Genomic DNA, 18687 nt, shown 5'->3' with positions numbered 1-18687 from the left:
CGGCACCCAGCCAAATAATCTTTCACGGGAGAATTGCATGCCCCGCCATAACAACCAGAAAAGCGCGACCCACAAGGTGCTGGCCACCGCTATATCTGCACTGCTCGCCCACAGCGCGCTGGCCACCTCACCGGCCAAGCCGCAAGGCCAGGGACAAAACACCAGCGGTGTGATTCCGCGTGCGGCCGCATCCTCGCTCACCGCAGAGTACGCTGCCCTGCGCCGCGAGCAGATCGCCAATGTGGATTACTCCATTGCGGTAAAACTCGACGGCAAATCTGACAATTTCAGCGGTGTGGTCACCGCCGACACCACCCTCGCCCGTGACCTGAAGCAGCCGCTGACCATCGACTTTGCCGGCGGCGAAGTGAAGTCTGTCAGTGCCAACGGCAAGCCGGTTAAATTCAATTACAACGGCCACTTCATCAGCATCGCACCGCGCGACGTGCGCAAGGGCGAAAACAAGATCGTCATCGAGTACAGTCACCCGTACTCAACGGACGGGTCCGGCCTGCACCGTTTCCAGGATACCGAAGACGGCAGCGCCTACCTCTACACCCATTTCGAACCCTACAAGGCCAACCGCTTTTTCCCGCACTTCGACCAGCCGGACCTGAAGGCGCGCTACACCGTGGACGTCACTGCGCCGGCGGATTGGCAGGTGGTGACTACCGCGCGTGAAGACAAGATCACCGACCTGAAAAATGGCTTCAAGCGCTGGCACTTCCCGCAGACCAAGAAATTTTCCTCGTATATTTTCCCGCTGCACGCCGGCCCCTTCGTGGTATGGGAAAACAACGCCGATGGCATTCCGCTGCGCCTGTTCGCACGCAAGGCCATGGCGGAATACGTCAAGCCCGAGGACTGGTTCAAGTTCACCCAGGAATCCTTCGCCTTCTACCAGAAGTATTTCGACATCCCCTATCCATTCGGCAAATACGACCAGCTGATCGTGCCGGACTTCACCATCGGTGCGATGGAAAACGTGGGCGCGGTGACCTTCAACGAAAACTATGTGACCCGCGGTGAACAGACCCAGGCCCAGCGCCAGCGCCTGTCCAATGTGATCGCCCACGAGATGGCGCACATGTGGTTCGGCGATCTGGTTACCATGAAATGGTGGAACGGCCTGTGGCTAAAGGAGAGCTTCGCCACTTACATGGCTTCGCTCGCGCTGTCGGAAAACAGCGAGTTCGATGATGTGTGGCAGAACTTCTACCTGGGCTCCAAGCAGTGGGCCTACGGCGCCGACCAGCTGCCGACCACGCACCCGATCGAAGTGACCGTGCGCAACACCGACGAAGCCTTTTCCAACTTCGATGGCATCACCTACGGCAAGGGCGGTTCGGTGCTGAATCAACTGCCCTACTACCTGGGCAAAGAGGAGTTTCGACAAGGCGTCAGCGATTACCTGAAAACCTTTTCCTACGGCAACGCGGAACTGAAGGATTTCATGGGCGCGCTGGGCAAGGCGGCGAACAAGGATCTCGACGACTGGACCCAGAAGTGGTTGTACCAGGCCGGCGTCAACACCATCAGTGCCGACTTCCAGTGCCACGACGGCAAGCTCAGCAAGTTGACCATCGAGCAGACCGCGCCGGAACAGTACCCGGTATTGCGCGAGCAGCGCGTGCAGCTCGGTATTTACCAGCTACAGGACGACAAGATGGCGCGCGTGGCGCGGGTGCCGGTCACCTATGGTGGCGCGCGCACCGAAGTGAAGGATGCCGCCGGCATGCCCTGCCCGCAGATTCTCAATCTGAACGATGAAGACTGGGGTTATGTGAAAACCCGCCTGGATGCCGATTCCATCGCGCAGGCCAAGCAGCACATCAACCAGATCGACAGCACCTTCACCCGCCTGATGCTGTGGCAGAGCCTGTTCGATGCGGTCACCGATGCACAGATGCCGCTTACCGAGTGGATCGATTTCGCCCTGCAGAATGCCGGCGGCGAGCGCGATATCAACGTCATCCGCCTGATCAGCGGCCGCCTGCAATCCGCACACGCCTACCTGTTCCGCCTCGACCTGCCACAGGCCGAGCGCGACCAGTACCTGCAGGCCATCGAGAATTTCACCTGGCAGCAGCTGCAACAGGCACCCGCGGGCAGCGACGTGCAGAAAACCTGGTTTGGTACCTTTGCCGATGTCGCCGGTTCACAACAGGCGTTAATGCGCGCGGAGCAGATGCTGGACGGCAAGCTGGCAATCGATGGCCTGGTGCTCGACCAGGACCGCCGCTGGCCGCTGATTGTGCTGCTGAACCGCCACCTGCACGGCGACTACGAAAAACGCGTGGCCGACCAGCTAAAAGCAGACAACAGCGATCGCGCCCAGCTCGCCGCCATCGGCGCCCGCGCCGTGCGCCCGACGGCGGAGGCCAAGCGCGAGTGGCTGGATAACATCCTCAACAAACGCGAGCAGTTCAAACTGAGCCAGATCCGCGCCGCGGCCGGCTACCTGTTCCCCGCGGAGCAGCTCGGACTGTACCGCCAGTTCAGTGCACAACTGTTCGATGCGGTACCCAAGGTCAGCGCCACCGGCGACACTCTGTACAACAAGGCCTATGCCAGCCTGTTCCCGGTGGTATGCGGCGAGGAAGATACTGCAGGCTACCGCACGGTATTGAAAGACAACACCGAGCTGATGCCTGCACTCGGCCGTGTACTGCAGGAGCGCCGGCAGCAGAGCGAATGGTGTGAAGCCATGAACGCGAAGCAAGCGGCAAGTCGCTAAAGCCATTCAGTCAGTCCCCGGAACTTCGGGGACTGACTGACAAACTCTCCAATGACGAATGCCACTGCCATTCGCCACACGAGATCTCAATTCTCGCCCCCGCAATCCGAGCGTGGTATAACCCCTCGACCAGCTAATTGTGTGGAACATCACAACTTCCGGCACAACCAACCAGAAACTTTTTCACCAATAATGCCGGCATTCCGCGACGTTCCTGCTGTGGATTCCTGCACTAATGAACATCAGGGGGAAGCATGGCGTTCGATTACGGATCGATCGACCTCGGGCTGAAAAATCCATTTAAAACCGAGGGCACCGTCACCGCCATCCGCGGTGGCCTGCAGACCATTTCCGGTCTGGTGCTATTGATTTCCGCCGCCGCCACCGTCAGGCAAAACGCCGGCGCCGGCTGGATCCTGATGGCATTCGGCCTGTACCTGCTGGGTGCGGGCATCCGCGTACTCGCGAGCGGCATCTACGCGGTGCTGCGTTATTTCGTCGGCCGTAACCACCCCACCTCGCTCGCCCCAAACCGCAGTAAATCCGAAAGCAGCACCGCGAAGGAAGAGGCCGCCTATGTGGCCTATAACGCGCAGCAACTGGAAGAAATGCTGATCGGCCGCAAGAATGCGACGTTTACCGAGCCCCAGGGGTTCCTGGCGCGCCTGCTGCACACCTTTGTACCCAAGTTGCTGTTCATGCCCTATCCGGTGCGCAACTTCGCCCAGCGTTTGTTCGGTGCCTGGACCAGCACACTGTTTGCGCTGGTGGCCTATGCGCTGGTGGCCTTTGTGTCGCTCGCGGGATTTGCCGGTACCGCCGGAGAACTGCTGTTCCCGGTGTATTCCGTGCTGCTGATGGTCTATCTGCTGGTGATCTGGCGGCGCGCGGGCAAGCCGATCCAGCGCAGCGCCGAACACAACATCGAATCCCTCGGTGGCGGCACTCTGTCCCGGGCCATCACCCTGGCCCTGATTGTGCCGGTGCTGGCAGGCCTCTTTGCCTCCTGGATGCTGACCAAAAGCCGCATGACACCGCAACAGCTGGACGGCTTCCTGGCCCAGGTACCCAACCTGAACCCGGGGCTGTATATCGTTGCCGCACTGCTGTTGGGCGCTGCCAGCGGCGCACTGTGTTTCGTGCTGTTGCGCCAGCGTCTCGCACTCGCCGACCCGGTGGCGGAAGTGTCCGAGCTGCGCGAGAACTGGCAGGAGTCGGTACACCCGAACGAAATTTTCATCAATCTCGACAACCTGGTAATGGCCAACCGCCGCTACAAGGAAGTGCCCAATCGCGTATACCGCGAACTCGATCCGCAACTGCAGGAACAGACCGATGGCAAGGGCGGGTTTCGCGGTGAAATGATCCAGGAGGTCCAACCGCGGGTGAAGCCCATGGATCTCGGCGAAACCTTCCGCAAAGCGCGCTTTGCCGCACTGGTTGCGGGCAATGTGCTGAGCGCGATCGCCATCGCCTTTACTCTGATGCTGGCTTACAAACTGGTGGATATCTACAGCTTCATTGCCAGCCCCGCCACCGGTTCATTCACCCAGATTCTGAACAGCGAGCAGGTCTTTGCGTTGCTGGGCCTCGGCATGAGCGCGCTACATATCCTGCTGATCGGATTCCTGATGAAATCCTTCGGCCAGCTGCTCGCCAACGCCGCTCACCTGCACTTTGCCGAGATCCAGTTTGAATCCCTGCTGGTGTACTTCAAGTGTGAGGGCACCTTTACCGAGTCGAAAATTTCCACCGGCACCGGTATTCACGACAGCACCCGCTCGGAGAACACCCTGGTGCGCTGCAGTATCACGCCTTGGGTAGTGGTCTCCCGCATCGTCTCCAGCACATTTGCCTCCACCGGCATGAAGAACCTGGAGCACCCGCGCCACATCCTGGAAATGCACCGGGACGAGCGCGAGCTTCAGAGCATCAAGAACGACGTGGTGAATTTCCTCAAGGATCGCGAGTCCATCGCGTCCATCACCAGCAACCGCGACCTGGGCAACGCCTCACAGATTCACCAGCTGAATCAGCAGACCCGGGCCATGCCCACCGATCACAACCTGGCACAGGATGAGGAGGCCGCGGGCTTCCTGCGCAAGGAAGCGGAAACACACCTGCCGGACGCCGATAAGTAACGCACCCGGCCCAGCAGTTACCACTCGCATTTCACTCGTGCGATCGGTCTGTAAACAGCAGTTCGGTCGCATGCCGACATCCCGCTATGGGTTTTCAGTGGCCTATGGCATGATCCAGCCCCCAACTATCTCAAGGCCCCGATCGCGGGCCTTTCCCACAAGGAGTAATTTGTGAGCAGAAAACTGATTTCCAGCGGATCGGAGTTTGAGAGCAAGATCGGCTATTCCCGCGCAGTTGTGGACGGCGACTATGTGTTCGTCTCCGGTACTACCGGTTTCAACTACGCCACCAACAGCATCAGCGACAGCGTGGTGGAGCAGGCGGACCAGTGCTTCGCCAATATCGAGCAGGCCCTGAAAGAGGCCGGCGCTGCAGTGGCGGACATCGTGCGCGTGACCTACATCCTGCCGAACCGCGACGACTTCGAGCCCTGCTGGCCGGTGTTCCAGAAGTGGCTGGGCGAGGTACGCCCGGCGGCCACCGTGTTCGAAGCGCGCCTGCTGAACGACGCCATGAAGATTGAGATTCAGGTGACCGCACGGTTACCAAAATAAGCAGTTTTTTTGCACAGCCCGTGTAAATTTGCTTGACGGAAAACCCGGGCCACCGTAAAAACGCGCATCTCAACTTGTGTGTGTTTTAACCGGTGGCTTGGATCTCTTTTGACGTATTCAGAACCCTCGGTTTCGCAGATACCCTGCAACTGAAACCCGAAGAAGTCTTCAAATACAAAACGCAAATTGCCGATGCGGAATGGGTACTATTCCCCGAGTACTGGCAATTGAACGCGCTCACATACGCCCTCAAGGCCCGCGTCTTTCCCAGTGAATCCAGCTATCGGCTGGGACACAACAAAGTCGAAATGACCCGAGCTTTCGAGCTGGTTGCACCGGGCAATACGCCCAGCACCCGCATCCTCGCCAACACCCCGGAAAATGCCGAGCATCTGTGGGAAGCCATGGACCACCCGTTTGTCGCCAAGCTGCCTAAAGCCTCCCGCGGCTGCGGTGTATGGCTGATCGAAAACCGGGAAGAATGGCGCAGCTACCTGGAAAAAACCGAAGTGCTGTATGTGCAGGAGTGGCTGCCGATCGACCGCGATATCCGCATTGTGATCGTGGGCGGCCAGGTGGTGACGGCCTACTGGCGACTGCAGGCGGAACAAGGGTTTTACAACAACGTATCCAAGGGCGGCACCGTCGATCGCGCCCCGGTACCCCAGGCGGCCATCGATCTGGCACTGCACCTGGCACGCACCCTCGACGTCAACCACGCGGGCTGGGATATCGCCATGGTGGGGGATCACCCCTACGTGTTCGAGTTCAACCGGCTGTTCGGCAACCAGGGAATCGAGGGCGGCACGGCAAAACTTCGGGATGCGATACTGGAGTACCTGAAACAGAGCTCGGTGCCCACCGGCCCCAACTATCCGACGCGCCCGAGCACGCCCCGGCGGCGGTTGCGGCAGGTGGCCTGAGCAACCTGCAGGAGACTGTGCGCCTTACCTGGCGAGATTGAAGGACACCTTCACCTTGCGGTCCGGAGTGTCCACGGGTTCGCCATTTTCGAAAGCGCAAACTTCTGATGTAATCCTCCGCCGTCACACCAAAGGAACTTGCTCCCGGTTTCAACAATTTCGACATCGGCAGTGATTCCGCTATCTAAATTGGTAAAGCTGACGACCGCATAGCACTTGCGCTAGTAGCTTTATCGATCTGGATCCACCCCAGTTCCATAGCTGGTTCTATGGCTTCCCGATAATCTCCGGCATGTTAGCGCGATGCAGGTTTCACCTTGCAGTGCCGGAGAACTTGCACCCAGATGAAAACAATTATCAAGGTGTAACCATGGAAACCAATAAAAAACTAAACCGCGCCAGACTTGCCGCAACCCTGGTCTTGTTCGGCGCCATCACTTCGCTGCGTGCCGGCGCAGAGACCATCTACTCCGACAATTTTGACAGCGGCGATATCGCGGACTGGTCCGCGAGCGGAACGGTGGATTCGCAAAACAATACCCTTCGCTTGCGCGGTTACTCAGCCGCGGTCCGCAGCGTGTCTACCGCGGGCTACACAGCCGTTTCAGTGGCCCTCACCATGTCTGCGAGCTCGCTGGAAAACGGGGAATTTTGCTACGGTGAGATCTCCGTGGATGGCGGCAGCAGTTGGACTACGGCACTGACCATCGCGAATGGAAATGACAACGGCACCCTGTTCAATAGCAACAGTACCTCGCCAGGTGCCGACAACAACCCAGGTTTACAGCTGCGATTTCGCGGCACCGGAGCCACCACTGGCGACTACTGCTATGGACACCAAGCTCAGGTAACCGGTATTGGCGGTGCAGCGACCGAACCCGACATCAGTGCCCCCGCGGCGGTAGACTTTGGCACGCTGTCTCCCGGCGGTACTACATCGCAAAACATCATGATTTCAAACACCGGCACCGCGGCGCTGGTGATCAACAATATCAGCAACCCGTCGGCGCCCTTCAGTATTTCCAACAATAACTGCAACAACATTGCTGCCGGCGGTAATTGCAGTATCGGGGTGTCTTTTTCACCATCTGTAGCCGGAAGCTTCACCAGCAATATTCTTGTTGCCTCCAGCGATCCAGATGAACCCAACACTGTCATCAGTCTGGCAGGTGCAGCGAGCAGCGGCGGCAACGGCAGTGTGGAAAATTTCGATCCACTGACGGGTAATGGTGCTGTCAGCCGCACGGCACTGAGTATGAACACCCTGATCAACGGTGCAGGCTCGGGCAACCTGGTTGATTACAGCCATTTTGCCTTGCCCGCACAGGCGGCCATGCCGACCAACCAATTCCAGGGCTCACTGGAATTAGTTGGTGAAGCGACCGGGGGCACATTCACAAAGCACAAGGATACTTTCCGCTACGTCGGCGCCCAGGACACTACCCGCAAACATCTGCCCGAATTCAATTTCGAGTTTATTCAGACAGGTAGCCACATCTTTCCCGTGCAGCGAGGCTCAATCCCCAGTGCACATCCAGAGTGGGAGTATGTGTTGACCCCTGGCAGGGTATGGAATGAAACCGGCGATACAACCTACAGCCGGGTGGCACTGCCGTTTGCCTTGCAACAGAAAAATGCCAATTGTATGCACAATGGTGTCCTCACCTTCCTGTTCCGGGACGACGGTTCGGTCTCCGACGTGGCCTATCAGATTGCCGGGGAAACCTGCCTCTACTTCCAGTTTGATATGTGGGGCCAACTCTCCGCCAACTATACCCCGCACAGTGTGAGCAACAGCGCGGTACTGATCAGCGCGTATCAGGCGGAAATAAACGGCCGTATGCCGAGCAAACCCTTGAGTGCACTGAATCAGGACTACCCAGGCACGGATTTCACGCACTTTGCCACACCGAATGGCAAAGACCCCGCGGCAATTTCCCTGGCGGGATTTGTCATCGATGGAACCCACTACGTCGGCGGCTGTAATTCTCGACAGGGCAGTTATCCCTATTGCGATTCACTGGTTGTGCCGTCTTATTCGACAGCCAAATCGGTATTTGCCGGCGGAACACTCATGCGCCTGGAGAAAAAATATCCCGGCACATTCAATCAATCCATCGGCAGTTACATCAGTGACTGCAATACCAACGGCAACTGGAATGATGTGACCTTTGGTAATGCCCTCGACATGGGAACCGGCAACTACAAGCTCGCCGGCTACATGAGTGACGAAGGCGCGAGCCATACCAACGACCTGTTCTTGCCGGAAGACCACGCCAGCAAAATTAGCTACAGCTGCACCGAGTATCCACGCAAGGCCACGCCCGGTACCCAATGGGTGTACCACACCTCCGACACCTATCTGCTCGGCACCGCCATGAACGCCTATGTGAAAGGACTGGAAGGCAGCAGTAGTGACATATTTACCGACATCCTGATCGGGGAAATCCTGTCTCCGCTGGGAGTCAGCCCCACCGCAGAATTCAGCCGCCGCACCTATGACAGTGTTCAGCAGCCGTTTACCGGGTGGGGGCTTATGTGGCTCAGGGATGATGTGGCAAAAATCGGCAGCTTTTATGCCGGCAGCAGCCAGGCTGTTCTGGACCAGGCCCAGCTAGATGCGGCACTACAAAGGGATGCAGCGGATAGAGGACTTCAGCCACTGACTGACTACAAGTACAACAATGGCTTTTGGGCGCACGAGGTCAGCAACGATATGTCCGGCTGCAGCGCCCCACTGTGGCTGCCGTTCATGTCGGGGTACGGTGGAATATCCATCCTGATCCTGCCCAACAATACCGTCTACTACTACTTTAGCGACGATGATGAATACCTGTGGATGGACGCAGCCCAGGAATCTCACGGCATTCGCAGTCTTTGCCCGTAACAGCAAACAGGGAATCGATACTCAAATATAAAAAGGGGCGAATAATCGCCCCTTTTTATACGGTAAGTGCACTACCTCAGTCTTCACGGATTGGCTTGTGCAACTTGACCACTTCGACCTGCTTCTTGCGCAGCCGAATATTGAGCATCTCCACCGCCACGGAGAACGCCATGGCGAAATAGATATAGCCCTTGGGTACGTGCACATCGAAGCCCTCGATAATGAGGGTCACCCCCACCAGAATCAGGAACGACAGCGCCAGCATCTTGATGGTGGGATGGCGGTCGACGAAATCACCGATGGGCTTTGCCGCAAACAGCATGACGCCCACTGCCAGAACGATGGCGATAGCCATAATGGATACGTGATCCACCAGACCAACGGCGGTAATCACCGAGTCCAGCGAGAACACGATATCCAGAATCGCGATCTGCACCAGCACCATGCCAAAGGTCGCAGTGGCGGAAGTGCTCTGTTCGCCTTCAGCGCCCTCGAGGCTGTTGTGGATTTCGTGGGTGGCCTTGAACAGCAGGAACAGGCCACCGCCTATCAGGATCACATCCCGCCCGGAGATTTCCTCACCCAGCACCGTAAACCAGGGTGCGGTGAGCCCCATGATCCAGGCAATGGAAAACAGCAATGCCAGGCGGGTGAGCATGGCCAGGGCCAGGCCGATAAAGCGCGCGGACTCGCGCTGCTTTTCCGGCAGACGGCCAACGAGGATGGAAATAAAGATGATGTTGTCGATGCCGAGGACAATCTCCAGGGCTGCCAGAGTCGCCAGCGCTATCCAGGCTTCCGGACTCGCAATCCATTCGAACATGCGCTCTCCCTAAGGGTTATTCGAGTTTTTTGAGATGCCAATGTAACAAACGGCTCATGCCCGGAGGCAGGAGCCGTTTGTTCACAAGCTAGGGAAGGGAGTTTATGCGCTTTCCCGCAGCCAGGCCAAGGCCTCTTCACGCTGCTCAAATATCCGCGCTTCGCCGCCGATAAACCAGGTACCGACCTTGGCAGCGATTTCCTGCCAGTGTTTGCTGCCGACCATCGCCACCTTGTCGAATTGACGCCCGTGTTTGAGGCCGAGTTTGAGGTCGTCCCATGCCGCGCGGATCTCCCAGCCTTCCAGTTCTCGCATATCGAACAGGACATCGATTTTGGGATGCGTCATTCCGGCCAGCGCGGATTCCAGCATGGGCACCAACGTCTCGTAGTCCTGGTGCTCCAGCTTGCCGCGGGCACGCAGGGACAGCAGTACCCGCTCGTTGCCGGCGCGTTCGATACTGACGGAAAAACCGTGGTGATATTCGCCCATGTTCTTTTCACATTGCGCTACGTTGTACTCGCCAAGGTATAGGGTACAACCGCCCTATTGGCAAGCGCAGGCGGCGATCAGTGGGACAGGATATCGACGATTTCGTGGGTGGCGTGCACCAGTCGCACCAGCTCACCTTCGATACGCACGGTAACCAGACCATGGCGATCCACCGGCTGCACGATCACGGCGTGATGATAAATGGTGTCTTCCATCCGATGGCCGCGCACCAGCTTCTTCTTCCAGCCCGGGGGCAGCTCGCCACCGCGCTCTACTTTTTTCTGCAGGCCGGGGGGAAGTTCACCGCCTTTATCCGGTTTCGCCAGCGCGCTGCCGGCAGAACCGATCAGGGTGAGGGCAACGAGAGCGACGGAGATCTGCTTGAACATAAAAACGCCTCTGACTTTCATTTTTAGGAGTACGAACTGACTGTGTGCCATCGTAAACCGGTAATCTTTGCCCGCATTCGCAGCAGGTCACATTTTCATGATATTTCCAGCCGCATGACTGCAGGCTGAACGGATTGCGGGCACAAAAAAGGGCCGCAGTGCGGCCCAATGGAGTCAAACAGGAATCCGATGATCAGCTGATATCAATCCAGGTGGACTTCAGCTCGCAGTATTTGTCCAGCGCGTGCAGGGATTTGTCGCGACCGTTGCCGGACTGCTTGAAACCGCCGAAGGGCACGGTGATGTCGCCACCGAAATAGTTGTTCACCCATACCGAGCCCGCGCGGATATCACGCGCCATGCGGTGGGCGCGACCAATATCCCGGGTCCAGACGCCGGCCGCGAGACCGTAAATCGAATCGTTGGCAATCTTCAGCGCGTCTTCCTCGGTCTCGAATTCGATTACCGACAGTACCGGGCCGAAAATTTCCTCGCGCGCAATTTTCATATCGCCACTTACGCCGCGGAAGATGGTGGGCTCGTAGTAGTGGCCGCCCTCAACCGCCGCCACCGGCTTGCCGCCGCACACCAGTCGCGCGCCCTGCTCCAGGCCCTTGGCCACGTAGAACTCGACCGTGTCGAACTGGCTCTGGTCGATGAGCGCGCCCATCACGGTATTCGGGTCCTGCGGGTGGCCGGGCACAAAGCGCTCGGCCGCCTTTTTCACCTTCTCGATAAACGTGTCGGCAATGCTTTTTTCCACCAGCAGGCGGGTACCGGCAGTGCAGGTTTCACCCTGGTTGTAGAACACCGCGAGCGCCGCCGCCTCTGCAGCCTTGTCCAGGTCCGCATCGGCAAACACGATGTTCGGGCTCTTGCCGCCCAGCTCCAGGAAGGTGCGCTTGAGGTTGGACTGGCCGGAGTATTCGGTGAGCGTCTTGCCCACCTCGGTGGAGCCGGTGAAGGTAAGACCGTCGATATCCATATGCAGCGCCAGCGTCTTGCCGAGGCTGCTACCGGGTCCGGGCAGTACGTTCAGCACGCCGTCCGGCAACCCGGCCTCTTTCGCCAGTCCCGCCAGTTTGATGGCGGTGAGCGGGGTATTGGACGCGGGCTTCAGAATCACGCTGTTGCCGGTAGCGAGCGCCGGCCCCAGTTTCCACGCAGTGGTGGAGAGCGGGAAGTTCCACGGCACGATGGCCGCCACCACACCCAGCGGCATACGGGTGATCAGGCCGATTTCGGTCGGGCCGGTGGGGGCGATCTCGTCGTAGATCTTGTCGATGGCCTCCGCATTCCAGCGGATGGTGGTCACCGCGCTCGGCACGTCCACATTCATGGTGTCGCTGATGGGCTTGCCTGCGTCGAGGCTTTCCAGCAACGCGATTTCCACCTTGTTCTCTTCGATGAGCTCGGCAAAGCGCACCAGGATTTTCTTGCGCGCCATCGGCGGCATATGGGACCAGACCCCGGACTCGAAGGTGTCGCGCGCCACTTTTACTGCGCGCTCGGCATCTTCCGGGCCACAGTTGGCGATCTGCGCCAGCTCGCGGCCGTCCGCCGGGCTGGTACACGGGCGGGTCTGGCCGCTCAGGGCATCCACGTACTCGCCGTTGATAAAGGCGCGACCCTCAATGGTGAGGGCCTCGGCCAGGGCGAGCCACTCCTGGAGCGTTTGCGGGGTCGGCTTCTGAGTCCGGTTGTCGGTCATGCGCACCTCGAATCCTGGGTTACAAGTTAAACTGAAGGATTATTCAGTTTATACATAAAATGTGATCACAAATCAAAGTATCACGACTCAGATCGACTCGAAAGTACCCGTCTGCAGGTTTTTGCGCGCGCCGGGGATGGGGAAAACCCGGTTGTGGAACGCGATGTAGAAGCCGGGCGGCATCAGTCGCGCCGCCAACAGGGCCTCGGTGAAGTTCTGGCGGGCATCGGAATCAATGAACCCCATGGGTTTCATGGCGCCGGTGAACACCACCGGTACCTTGGGGGTCCCCATCTTCGCGTGGCAGTAGTCCGCACTGACCGACATGGTGTCGGTGCCGTGCAGGATAACAATGGGGTCACCCTTTTCCGCGGTGCGCGCAATGGCGGCGCAGATCTGGTCGCGGTCGCTGTCGTCCATCTCCAGGGAATCCTTGTTGAGCACGCTCTCCAGCTCGAGATGGGTGTAGGGCAAACGCAGACTGCTGATCAGGCCCTCGCGAATGATCGAGGCGCGATTCTTGAGGGTACCGTCGGATTCGCAGTAGCTCTTTTCAATGGTGCCACCTGTAGTAAGGATGCGGATGGTGGTCTTTGAGTTGAGATCTGTCATCGTTTTTCCCGCTGATTGAGTACAGTTGCGCGCATCTTAGTGGGGCGATAGGAATGGAACAATCCTAGTTTCCCGGTCCCGCCAATCCATTCAGGCCACTCCGGTTCACACCAGTTGTGTCTCCACCCGCAGCCAGTCCTCCTCCAGCCCCATGGCGATCTTGTCGCCCACCAGCAGTTCGCCCACCCCGGCGGGCGTACCGGTCAGCACCACGTCGCCCGGTAGCAGGGTGAAGTAACTGCTGATATAGGCCACCAGATCCAGGATCGGTGTCAGCATATGGCTGGATTTGCCGCGCTGGCGGATTTCGCCGTTCAGCCACAGGGTATAGGTCAGATTGTCCCAGTCCGGCAACCAGTCCAGCTTCACGAACGGCGACAGCGGGCAGGCGCCGTCGAAGCCCTTGGCTTTCTCCCATGGGTGGCCCTGTTTTTTCAGGTCCGCTTGTAAGTCTCGCAGGGTTAGGTCCAACGCCAATCCCAGGCCGGCAATGGCCGGTGCCACCTGCGACGCATTGGCATCGGTCAGTGTCTCGCCGATCAGCAGCGCCAGCTCGCCCTCGAAGTGGCAGCTGCCGCGCCCGCGGGGCAGGTGCACGGGCTCGGCCATTGGCACCGCCGCCGTGGCTGGTTTGATAAACAGCAGCGGCTCTTCCGGCACAGGGTTATTGAGCTCCTCCGCATGTGCCGCGTAATTGCGCCCGACACACACAATCTTGCCAAGTGGCAGTTCAACGGGAGAATTGCAGGTAAATTGATGTTTATACATAACCAAATTCGATACCTAGGATAGATATTGCGTATAAAGTTTTAGAAAGCCCTTGTGTTATGATGCCGCCCTCGCCGGGTCCCCGGCGATTCCCACTTCGGGAACCTCAATGACTTTCGCTAATTCAGTCGCGTTGTTTTCGCGCTCGGCCAAGAGACTCGTTATGGCTTCTCAAACTTCTCTTCAGAAAGACAAAATCCGCATCCTGTTGCTGGAAGGTGTTCACCAGTCCGCAGTGGATCTGCTGTCTTCCCGCGGCTACACCAATGTGGATTACGTTAAATCCGCACTGCCGGAAGACCAACTGATCGAGAAAATTGCCGACGCGCACTTTGTCGGGATTCGCTCCCGCACCCAGCTGACTCGCAAGGTGCTGGAGAACGCGCCCAAGCTGATCGCAGTGGGCTGCTTCTGTATCGGCACCAACCAGGTAGACCTGAAGGCCGCCACCGATCTGGGTATAGCGGTGTTCAACGCACCCTACTCCAATACCCGCAGCGTAGCCGAACTGGTGATCGCCGAGGCAATCATGCTACTGCGCGGCATCCCGGAAAAGAACATGGTCTGCCACCGCGGCGGCTGGCAGAAATCTGCGGTGGGCTCGTTCGAGGCCCGCGGCAAGACCCTGGGCCTGGTCGGCTACGGTGCCATCGGTTCCCAGGTATCCGTACTGGCCGAAGGCATCGGCATGCGCGTGATTTTCTTCGACGTGGTCACCAAACTGCCTCTGGGCAACGCCTCCCAGGTCAACAGCCTGAACGAACTGCTGGCGCTGTCTGACGTGGTCTCCCTGCATGTGCCGGAGCTACCCTCCACCAAATGGATGATCGGCGCCGAGCAGATCGCCAAAATGAAGAAGGGCGCGATCCTGATCAATGCCTCCCGCGGCACCGTGGTGGAAATCGAGCCGCTGGCGGAAGCGCTGAAGAGCGGCCACCTGGCCGGCACCGCCATCGACGTGTTCCCGGTGGAGCCCCGCGGCAACGACGACGAGTTCCTGTCGCCGCTGCGCGGCCTCGACAACGCGCTGCTCACCCCGCACGTGGGCGGGTCCACGGTGGAAGCCCAGGAAAATATCGGCGTGGAAGTGTCCGACAAACTGGCGCTCTACTCCGACAACGGCACCACCACCAGTTCGGTGAACTTCCCGGAAGTGGCGCTGCCAGGCCACGGCGGCGCCCACCGCCTGCTGCACATTCACAAGAACGTGCCCGGCGTGCTCGGTGCCATCAACCAGGTGTTCTCGGAAAACGGCATCAACATTTCCGCCCAGTACCTGCAGACCAACGAGAGCGTGGGCTACGTGGTGATCGATGTGGATGCGGAGTACTCCGACCTGGCACTGGAGAAACTGAAAAACATTCCCGGTACCCTGCGCTGCCGCGTCCTTTTCTGATATCTCCAATCGGACAGGTGCAGAAGGACGGGCGCAAGCGCGTCTGTTAAACTCCCGCAAACCCGGACGGCGCACTGCATCTGCAGCTGTGAAGTCCGGGTTTCTCTTTCTCTGTCTTCCCCAACCACAGGCACACCGCCATTCATTCCCGGTGGGCCAGGGCTGTTTCCACGTGCAAAACCAGAATTCCGAATCTGCTGCCGCCGGCCTGCTGGCGGGCATTGGTGCCTTTCTCATCTGGGGGCTGGCACCGCTGTATTTCAATCTGCTGGGCGGTATTTCCGCACCGGAAATTCTCAGCCACCGCAGCGTCTGGTCTTTTGTGCTGGCAATGGTGATGCTCGCCGCGCTCGGTAAACTGGCGGATTTCCGCAGCACCCTCAGCTCCGGCAAAAAAATGGCCACGCTATTGCTGTCCACCCTGCTGATCGGCAGCAACTGGCTGGTATTTATCTGGGCCATTACCAACCAGCACATCCTGGATGCGAGCCTCGGCTACTACATCAATCCGTTGCTCAGCGTGCTGCTCGGGGTGCTGTTTCTGGGGGAGCGGTTGCGTCCGCTGCAGTGGCTGGCGGTGGCGATCGCCGCTGTGGGTATTGGCTATGAATTGTGGCAGTTCGGGCGGGTGCCGCTGATCGCACTGTATCTGGCGCTGACCTTCGGTTTCTACGGTCTGGTGCGCAAGCGCGCACCGGTGGACAGCCTGACCGGGCTCGCAGTGGAAACCCTGTATATGCTGCCGCTCGCCGTCGGCTTCCTGTTGTGGACCGACAGCCCCACCAGCAACCTGCTGACCAATACCTGGCAGCTGAACAGCCTGCTGCTGCTCGCCGGTCCCATCACCCTGACACCGCTGCTGCTGTTCAATATCGCCGCGCGCCGCCTCAATCTCTCCACCGTGGGTTTCCTGCAATACCTGGGGCCGACATTGATGCTGCTGCTCGCCACCTTCTACTACGGCGAACCGCTCAGTGAGAGCAAGCTCATCACCTTCGCCATCGTATGGTTTGCGCTGCTGCTGTATTCCGTAGACGCGCTGGCGCAGCGCCGCCAGCGTCGCCAGCTGCGCAAGACGGCAGGCTAGGGAGCGGGATTACTGGGCGAGCCAGCCGTCGAGGGCGGCGATGATCTGCTGCCGGTACGGCTGGGTCTCGTTGATCATCTGATGGCGCGCCCCGCGCACGATCACGCGCTTGCTGTTGGGAAAGCGGTCGCGAATCGCACGCATGTTGTAGCGCCAGTCCACGGTTTTGTCGTCGGTGCCCTGCACCACCAGAATCGGCTTGCGATTGCGCTCCGATCTGGGAAACAAATGCAGCCAGTCCACCATTGCCCCCAGCCAGCGAATGGACATTACCGGGGACTGCAGTGGATCGCGGTGGGCCTGGCGACGGGCGAACTCGGCATCGTGGGTATTGATGTTGAAACCGCGGCTCGGGTGCGGCAGCAGGAAGCGTCCGAGGTAGAACATCCACTTGCGCAGGTGCCAGTTGGCCGGGCGCACCAGCGGCGCCAGCAACATGACCTTGTCGAATGGCTGCCAATCGCTGAACTGCAGGTAGGCGAGCAAGGTCGCCCCGCCGGTACTCTGCCCCATCCCGTGCCAGGGTGCAGGCATCCTGTCTCTCGCCCGCCACAGCAGGGCCTCCAGCACCTCCCGGTACTGCATAAAACTGTCGATGGCCACCGGCTCGCCACTGGACAGGCCGTGCCCGGGGAAATCCACACTGACGACATTGAAACCGCGCTCCAGACCGAAATGGATGGCAGAGGCGTAGATGCCGGTATGGTCGAAGTAACCGTGGCAAATGAACAGGGTGCCCCTGGGGTTGTTCACCAGCCAGTACTGCGCGACGAGTTCGAAGCCCGCGGCGTTGAAGGTGCCGATACCAGTGCCGCTGGTTTCGTCAAAATTCAGGCGATAGAAATTGCGGTAGGAGATTACCGATTGCGGCAGGGGCTGGCCGCAGGCGAAATCCAGCTTCGGCAGTTGGCTGCGCAGGGCAGAGTAATCCGGACGGTGGATCACTGGCCCCGTAGCCACGGCATTGAGGTCATCAAACAGAGTCATGACTCAATGGTACTGTATTTCTTCAAAAAAAAGGGCGAACCGGAGTTCGCCCTTTTTCATATCACCCGGAGATCAGTTGATCTTCGGTACCAACTCGCCCTTCTCGTAGCGCGCGAACATGGCGTCGAGGCTAATGGGCTTGATCTTGCTGGCGTTGCCGGCGGTGTTGAAGGCCTCGTAGCGGGCGATGCAGATTTCCTTCATGGCCTTGGTGGTGGCCGCGAGGAATTTGCGCGGGTCGAATTCGGACGGGTTTTCCGCCAGGAAGCGACGCACGGCACCGGTGGACGCCAGGCGCAGGTCGGTGTCGATGTTGACCTTGCGCACGCCGTACTTGATGCCTTCGCAGATCTGCTCCACCGGTACCCCGTAGGTTTCCGGAATCTCACCGCCAAACTCGTTGATCACCTTCAGCCACTCCTGCGGTACAGAGGAGGAGCCGTGCATCACCAGGTGGGTATCCGGGATACGCGCGTGGATTTCCTTGATGCGGTCGATGGCGAGAATGTCGCCCGTCGGCGGACGGCTGAACTTGTAGGCACCGTGGCTGGTGCCGCAGGCGATCGCCAGGGCGTCGACCTGGGTTTTTTTGACGAAATCCGCAGCCTCTTCCGGATCGGTCAGCAGTTGGTCGTGGGACAGCTTGCCCTCGGCGCCAACGCCATCTTCCTCGCCGGCCATGCCGGTTTCCAGTGAACCCAGGCAACCCAGCTCACCCTCTACGGAAACACCGCAGGCGTGCGCCATGTCCACCGCACGGCGGGTCACGTCGACGTTGTACTCATAGGAGGCCGGGGTCTTGCCGTCTTCCATCAGTGAGCCATCCATCATCACCGAGCTGAAGCCCAGCTGGATGGAGCGCTGGCACACCGCGGGGCTGGTGCCGTGATCCTGGTGCATCACCACCGGGATATGTGGGAATTCTTCCACTGCGGCCAGAATCAGGTGGCGCAGGAAGGGGGCACCGGCGTATTTGCGGGCGCCGGCAGAGGCCTGCACGATAACCGGGGAGTCGGTCTGGTCCGCCGCCTCCATGATCGCGCGCATTTGCTCCAGGTTGTTGACGTTGAACGCAGGAATGCCGTAACCGAACTCGGCAGCGTGGTCCAACATTTGACGCAAGCTGATTAAAGCCATGAAAAAACCCTTTCTCGTCGAAATTTAGCTGGTATGGGGTAC

Annotated in this window: 15 protein-coding genes; 7 read left to right on the top strand and 8 right to left on the bottom strand. The window is 59.2% G+C overall.

Annotation, left to right across the window (positions count from 1 at the left end; genetic code table 11):
• Positions 1 to 37: 37 nt before the first annotated feature.
• From pepN to R5R33_RS11580, 5 genes are all read left to right on the top strand, one after another.
• Positions 38 to 2737: an aminopeptidase N gene (pepN, locus tag R5R33_RS11600; RefSeq protein ID WP_318952865.1), complete on the top strand. Its 2700-nt coding sequence runs from the start codon at positions 38 to 40 to the stop codon at positions 2735 to 2737.
• A gap of 254 nt (positions 2738 to 2991) precedes the next feature.
• The gene (locus R5R33_RS11595; protein WP_318952864.1) at positions 2992 to 4878 is read left to right on the top strand and encodes a hypothetical protein; all 1887 of its coding nucleotides are present in this window, start codon (positions 2992 to 2994) and stop codon (positions 4876 to 4878) included.
• 171 nt (positions 4879 to 5049) lie between these two features.
• A complete protein-coding gene (locus R5R33_RS11590) occupies positions 5050 to 5433 on the top strand; it encodes a RidA family protein (RefSeq protein ID WP_318952863.1) in 384 nt (127 codons plus the stop codon).
• Between the two features lie 92 nt (positions 5434 to 5525).
• Positions 5526 to 6356, top strand: coding sequence for an ATP-grasp domain-containing protein (locus R5R33_RS11585; RefSeq protein ID WP_318952862.1), 831 nt, complete (start codon positions 5526 to 5528; stop codon positions 6354 to 6356).
• 370 nt (positions 6357 to 6726) lie between these two features.
• On the top strand, positions 6727 to 9243 hold the full coding sequence (locus R5R33_RS11580; RefSeq protein WP_318952861.1) for a choice-of-anchor D domain-containing protein: 2517 nt from the start codon (positions 6727 to 6729) through the stop codon (positions 9241 to 9243).
• A gap of 76 nt (positions 9244 to 9319) precedes the next feature.
• On the opposite strand, the gene R5R33_RS11575 is transcribed toward R5R33_RS11580, so the two are convergent.
• The 6 genes from R5R33_RS11575 to R5R33_RS11550 all read right to left on the bottom strand — a co-directional run bounded on the left by R5R33_RS11575 (position 9320) and on the right by R5R33_RS11550 (position 14038).
• Positions 9320 to 10066, bottom strand: a complete 747-nt coding sequence (locus tag R5R33_RS11575; protein ID WP_318952860.1) for a TerC family protein — start codon at positions 10064 to 10066, stop codon at positions 9320 to 9322.
• Positions 10067 to 10168: 102 nt separating this feature from the next.
• Positions 10169 to 10558 carry a SpoIIAA family protein gene (locus R5R33_RS11570; protein WP_318952859.1) on the bottom strand — a complete coding sequence of 130 codons (390 nt, stop codon included), beginning with the start codon at positions 10556 to 10558 and terminating at the stop codon, positions 10169 to 10171.
• Positions 10559 to 10635: 77 nt separating this feature from the next.
• The gene (locus R5R33_RS11565; protein ID WP_318952858.1) at positions 10636 to 10947 is read right to left on the bottom strand and encodes a hypothetical protein; all 312 of its coding nucleotides are present in this window, start codon (positions 10945 to 10947) and stop codon (positions 10636 to 10638) included.
• A gap of 193 nt (positions 10948 to 11140) precedes the next feature.
• On the bottom strand, positions 11141 to 12658 hold the full coding sequence (locus R5R33_RS11560) for an aldehyde dehydrogenase (protein WP_318952857.1): 1518 nt from the start codon (positions 12656 to 12658) through the stop codon (positions 11141 to 11143).
• 87 nt (positions 12659 to 12745) lie between these two features.
• Positions 12746 to 13270, bottom strand: a complete 525-nt coding sequence (locus tag R5R33_RS11555; RefSeq protein WP_318952856.1) for an asparaginase — start codon at positions 13268 to 13270, stop codon at positions 12746 to 12748.
• A gap of 105 nt (positions 13271 to 13375) precedes the next feature.
• The gene (locus R5R33_RS11550) at positions 13376 to 14038 is read right to left on the bottom strand and encodes a fumarylacetoacetate hydrolase family protein (RefSeq protein WP_318952855.1); all 663 of its coding nucleotides are present in this window, start codon (positions 14036 to 14038) and stop codon (positions 13376 to 13378) included.
• 163 nt (positions 14039 to 14201) lie between these two features.
• On the opposite strand from R5R33_RS11550, the gene serA reads away from it, so the two are divergent.
• Positions 14202 to 15434 carry a phosphoglycerate dehydrogenase gene (gene serA / locus R5R33_RS11545; protein ID WP_318952854.1) on the top strand — a complete coding sequence of 411 codons (1233 nt, stop codon included), beginning with the start codon at positions 14202 to 14204 and terminating at the stop codon, positions 15432 to 15434.
• Between the two features lie 172 nt (positions 15435 to 15606).
• Positions 15607 to 16521: an EamA family transporter RarD gene (gene rarD, locus R5R33_RS11540; protein ID WP_318952853.1), complete on the top strand. Its 915-nt coding sequence runs from the start codon at positions 15607 to 15609 to the stop codon at positions 16519 to 16521.
• 9 nt (positions 16522 to 16530) lie between these two features.
• Here rarD and R5R33_RS11535 read toward each other — a convergent pair whose 3' ends face one another.
• Together R5R33_RS11535 and fba are read right to left on the bottom strand one after the other, a co-directional pair.
• A complete protein-coding gene (locus R5R33_RS11535; protein ID WP_318952852.1) occupies positions 16531 to 17508 on the bottom strand; it encodes an alpha/beta hydrolase in 978 nt (325 codons plus the stop codon).
• A 72-nt stretch (positions 17509 to 17580) separates the two neighbouring features.
• On the bottom strand, positions 17581 to 18645 hold the full coding sequence (gene fba / locus R5R33_RS11530) for a class II fructose-bisphosphate aldolase (RefSeq protein WP_318952851.1): 1065 nt from the start codon (positions 18643 to 18645) through the stop codon (positions 17581 to 17583).
• Positions 18646 to 18687: the final 42 nt, after the last annotated feature.

Source organism: Microbulbifer pacificus (assembly GCF_033723955.1).
GTDB lineage: Bacteria > Pseudomonadota > Gammaproteobacteria > Pseudomonadales > Cellvibrionaceae > Microbulbifer > Microbulbifer pacificus.
The sequence above is the reverse complement of the archived record's forward strand: the minus strand, read 5'-3'. Positions and strand labels throughout refer to the sequence as shown.

Excerpts from the sequence above, each read along its gene's own strand:
- R5R33_RS11595 (WP_318952864.1), top strand. The coding sequence starts at position 2,992 with ATGGCGTTCGATTACGGATCGATCGACCTCGGGCTGAAAAATCCATTT.
- fba (WP_318952851.1), bottom strand. The coding sequence starts at position 18,645 with ATGGCTTTAATCAGCTTGCGTCAAATGTTGGACCACGCTGCCGAGTTC.
- R5R33_RS11575 (WP_318952860.1), bottom strand. The coding sequence starts at position 10,066 with ATGTTCGAATGGATTGCGAGTCCGGAAGCCTGGATAGCGCTGGCGACT.
- R5R33_RS11555 (WP_318952856.1), bottom strand. The coding sequence starts at position 13,270 with ATGACAGATCTCAACTCAAAGACCACCATCCGCATCCTTACTACAGGT.
- pepN (WP_318952865.1), top strand. The coding sequence starts at position 38 with ATGCCCCGCCATAACAACCAGAAAAGCGCGACCCACAAGGTGCTGGCC.
- R5R33_RS11580 (WP_318952861.1), top strand. The coding sequence starts at position 6,727 with ATGGAAACCAATAAAAAACTAAACCGCGCCAGACTTGCCGCAACCCTG.
- R5R33_RS11550 (WP_318952855.1), bottom strand. The coding sequence starts at position 14,038 with ATGTATAAACATCAATTTACCTGCAATTCTCCCGTTGAACTGCCACTT.
- serA (WP_318952854.1), top strand. The coding sequence starts at position 14,202 with ATGGCTTCTCAAACTTCTCTTCAGAAAGACAAAATCCGCATCCTGTTG.
- R5R33_RS11560 (WP_318952857.1), bottom strand. The coding sequence starts at position 12,658 with ATGACCGACAACCGGACTCAGAAGCCGACCCCGCAAACGCTCCAGGAG.
- R5R33_RS11570 (WP_318952859.1), bottom strand. The coding sequence starts at position 10,558 with ATGGGCGAATATCACCACGGTTTTTCCGTCAGTATCGAACGCGCCGGC.
- R5R33_RS11565 (WP_318952858.1), bottom strand. The coding sequence starts at position 10,947 with ATGTTCAAGCAGATCTCCGTCGCTCTCGTTGCCCTCACCCTGATCGGT.
- R5R33_RS11535 (WP_318952852.1), bottom strand. The coding sequence starts at position 17,508 with ATGACTCTGTTTGATGACCTCAATGCCGTGGCTACGGGGCCAGTGATC.